The following is a 2,696-nucleotide window of genomic DNA, read 5'->3' on the forward strand; positions in this document are numbered from 1 at the left end:
TCGACGGCTTCCTCGCCCAGGAGGCGCTGCCCGACGTCTACGCCTCGGCGCGGCTCTTCCTGTTCCCGAGCCGCGGCGACGTCTGGGGAATCGTGGTGCAGGAGGCGCTCCAGAGCGGGACGCCGGTGCTGGCCTCGCCCCATTCCGGCGCGGCCCGCGGCCTGCTCGAAGCCTATGGCTGCGGCGAGGTGCGGCCGATGATCGTGGCGGAGTGGGCCGCGGCGTCTCTGCATCTCCTCGACGACGAGAGCCGCCGGCAGGACTTGCGGCGCGCGGCGGCGCGCGCCCTTCCGCACTTCACCGTGGAGGCGGCCGTCGCGGGCTACCTCGACGCCCTCGAACCGCTTCTGGCAGACCGCACCTGACCGCGATGCCGGGTCGGCGGCGGTCTGCGGAACGCGGGCCTCGCCTCGCCCAAGGCTGCCGAAGACACGAGAAATCGATCTGCCGGCCTCGCAAACAGTCGAGAGACCCGACTTCAGCGAAGTCATTCGTTGATGCGACGGGTCGCCCCAGAATTGCGATGCAGTCGATCGCCTCTGGCTGCCGCACCACGACATCCGAGCGGCCAAGACGAAGAAATCGACCGTCTTAATGTATGAAAGTATGCATAAACCATGTTGTGATATTTTTACAACATCGATCCGGAAGGCAAACTTGGCAATTTCATTGTTAAAAATTTGTCTTGCTTCAGACGATTGTTTTGAATGATCGTGTTTTTGCGGATCATACCTCGCCCGCATGTATCCGCCGTGCCTCCATGTCTCGCTGGAAGCTTTTCAAGATGGACATTGTCAAGAAGATGCGCTGGGAGCGTCCGCTTGATTTTGATCTCTCCGAGTCTCAAAATATGCCTGTCGTATCTCAAGACGCTCCGAAGCCGACCGATAGCCTGACCAGTATCCTGCGCCTCGTTCAAACGGATGCCGATGCGAGCGTGTCCGTGATGGCGCCGCCCTCATCTTCTCAGGATTGGGCGAACCTGATCGAGCGCGTGCGCGCCGCCGCTCACCGGACCCGCGAGGTCGAAGCGCAGGCCCAGGAGCAGGAGCAGCGGGTGCACGAGCTCCTGGAGCGCGTCCGCGACGACATCAAGCTGGCGAGCGAGCGGGTCCGGGCGGCGGAGACCAGGGCGGCCAACGTGCAGGCTCAGGCCGAGCAGCGGATCCGCGCGGCGGAAGAGCGGGCGGAGGCAGCCGAGGAGCGGGCACGCATCGCCGAGGACTGGCTGAAGCAGGTGCACGAGGCCATCGTCAGCGAGTTTTCGGTCCTCACCGAGATGCCGTCCAAGGTTGCGTGAGGAAGGGTGCCTGAGGCGTCCTCGCGGAGGGCGCGTCAGCGGCGCGCATCCGTGAACGGCGAGGCCGGCAACCCGTCCCGCCGCAGGGTCGGCGGATCGAGCCCGAGCGTGACGCCGCGCGAGGCGGCGAAGCGGGCGAGCGCGGCGAGGTCGCCGGATGGCGGGGGCGGCCCGTCGAGGCGGGTGTTGTACAAACTGATCTGCCGACCCGCCTCGGCCTTCTCGGTGAAGGCGAAGAGGTCGCCGCCGCCGATCACCACGTTGTCGATGATCTGGTTGTTGCGCGCCCGGCCCGGATCGTCGGATAGCGCCTCGGCGAGCTTCGGGTAGCGCATCCGCCAGGGCGGTGAATCGAGCGGCATCGCGGCGAAGGCGGCGCGGAACTCCGAATCCGCCTCGTTGAGCGACGGCTTCATCCAGGTCAGCCCCCGCGCGTCGAGGGCGACCATCGGGCTCGAGGCGACGAAGACGTTGCGGGTGACGACGTTGTCGCTGCCGCCGCCGATGAAGACCGGCTGCTGGACATCGACGAACAGGTTGCGCCGGATGGTGAAGCCGCTCGCCATGTCGTCGAGGTAGACGCCCTTCACCTCCCTCCCCGGATCGGTGCGGATGTCGTGGACGTAGTTGTCCTCGATGATCGAGCCGCGGGCGGTGAAATCGCGGCCCGCATAGATCGCGCCGGTGTCGCTCAGGCCGTGGATGAGGCGGGCGACCTCGTTGCGGCGGAACAGGTGATCGTTGCCGCGCAGGTAGACCGCGTAGCCGGCCGCGTCGGTGATGAGGTTCCCGCTCGCCTCCGCGCCGACGCCGTCGAGTTCGATCGCCGAACTCTGCGTGCGGCTCAGCCGCGAGAAGCGGGTGAAGCGGGAATCGCGCACGAACAGGCCGCCGGGCCGGAGGGTGGCGCGGTCGCCGCCGACGAGGCGGACCGCGCTCGCGCCGATATCGTGGATCGCGCTGCCGGAGACGCCGCCGCCGGTCACGCCCTCGAACACCGCCGCGCGGCCGGCCGCCCAGCCCAGGTCGCTCGCCCGGATCTCGATATCCTCGCCGCCGCGCACGGTCACGAGGTCGCCGCGCGCGCGCTCCAGCCGAAGCCGCTCGAGGCGCAGGTGCCGCGCGCCGTCCACCTGGATCAGCGTCTCGGCGAGGCTCGCTTCCAGCTCGGCCGCGCCGGGGGACGGCCAGGCCAGCAGAAGGCCGCTCTCGCGGTCGCTCCACCACTCGCCGGCCTCGTCGAGGGCGCCGAGCGCGTGGACGACCCGCATCCGCGCGCCCTCGCGGATGCCCTCGTAGGGCGGGGCATCCAGTTCGAGCCGGCGGCGGCGCGGATCGACCTGCGCGACGGGGAGCGTTTCCAGGAGCCAGTCCCAGCGCCAGAAGCCCTCGACCC

The 2,696-nt window shown here is 68.5% G+C and carries 3 protein-coding genes; 2 read left to right on the top strand and 1 reads right to left on the bottom strand.

Annotated features, from left to right (window positions below):
• Together MFF42_RS23570 and MFF42_RS23575 are read left to right on the top strand one after the other, a co-directional pair.
• Positions 1–365, top strand: a 365-nt coding sequence (locus tag MFF42_RS23570) for a glycosyltransferase (RefSeq protein WP_238258195.1), incomplete at its 5' end; no start/stop codon positions are given.
• Positions 366–784: 419 nt separating this feature from the next.
• Positions 785–1,300, top strand: coding sequence for a hypothetical protein (locus MFF42_RS23575; RefSeq protein ID WP_238258197.1), 516 nt, complete (start codon positions 785–787; stop codon positions 1,298–1,300).
• Between the two features lie 35 nt (positions 1,301–1,335).
• On the opposite strand, the gene MFF42_RS23580 is transcribed toward MFF42_RS23575, so the two are convergent.
• Positions 1,336–2,696 (bottom strand): right-handed parallel beta-helix repeat-containing protein (locus MFF42_RS23580; RefSeq protein WP_238258199.1); only part of this gene is annotated, 1,361 nt, incomplete at its 5' end.

Source organism: Methylorubrum podarium (assembly GCF_022179745.1).
Classification (GTDB): Bacteria; Pseudomonadota; Alphaproteobacteria; order Rhizobiales; family Beijerinckiaceae; genus Methylobacterium; species Methylobacterium podarium.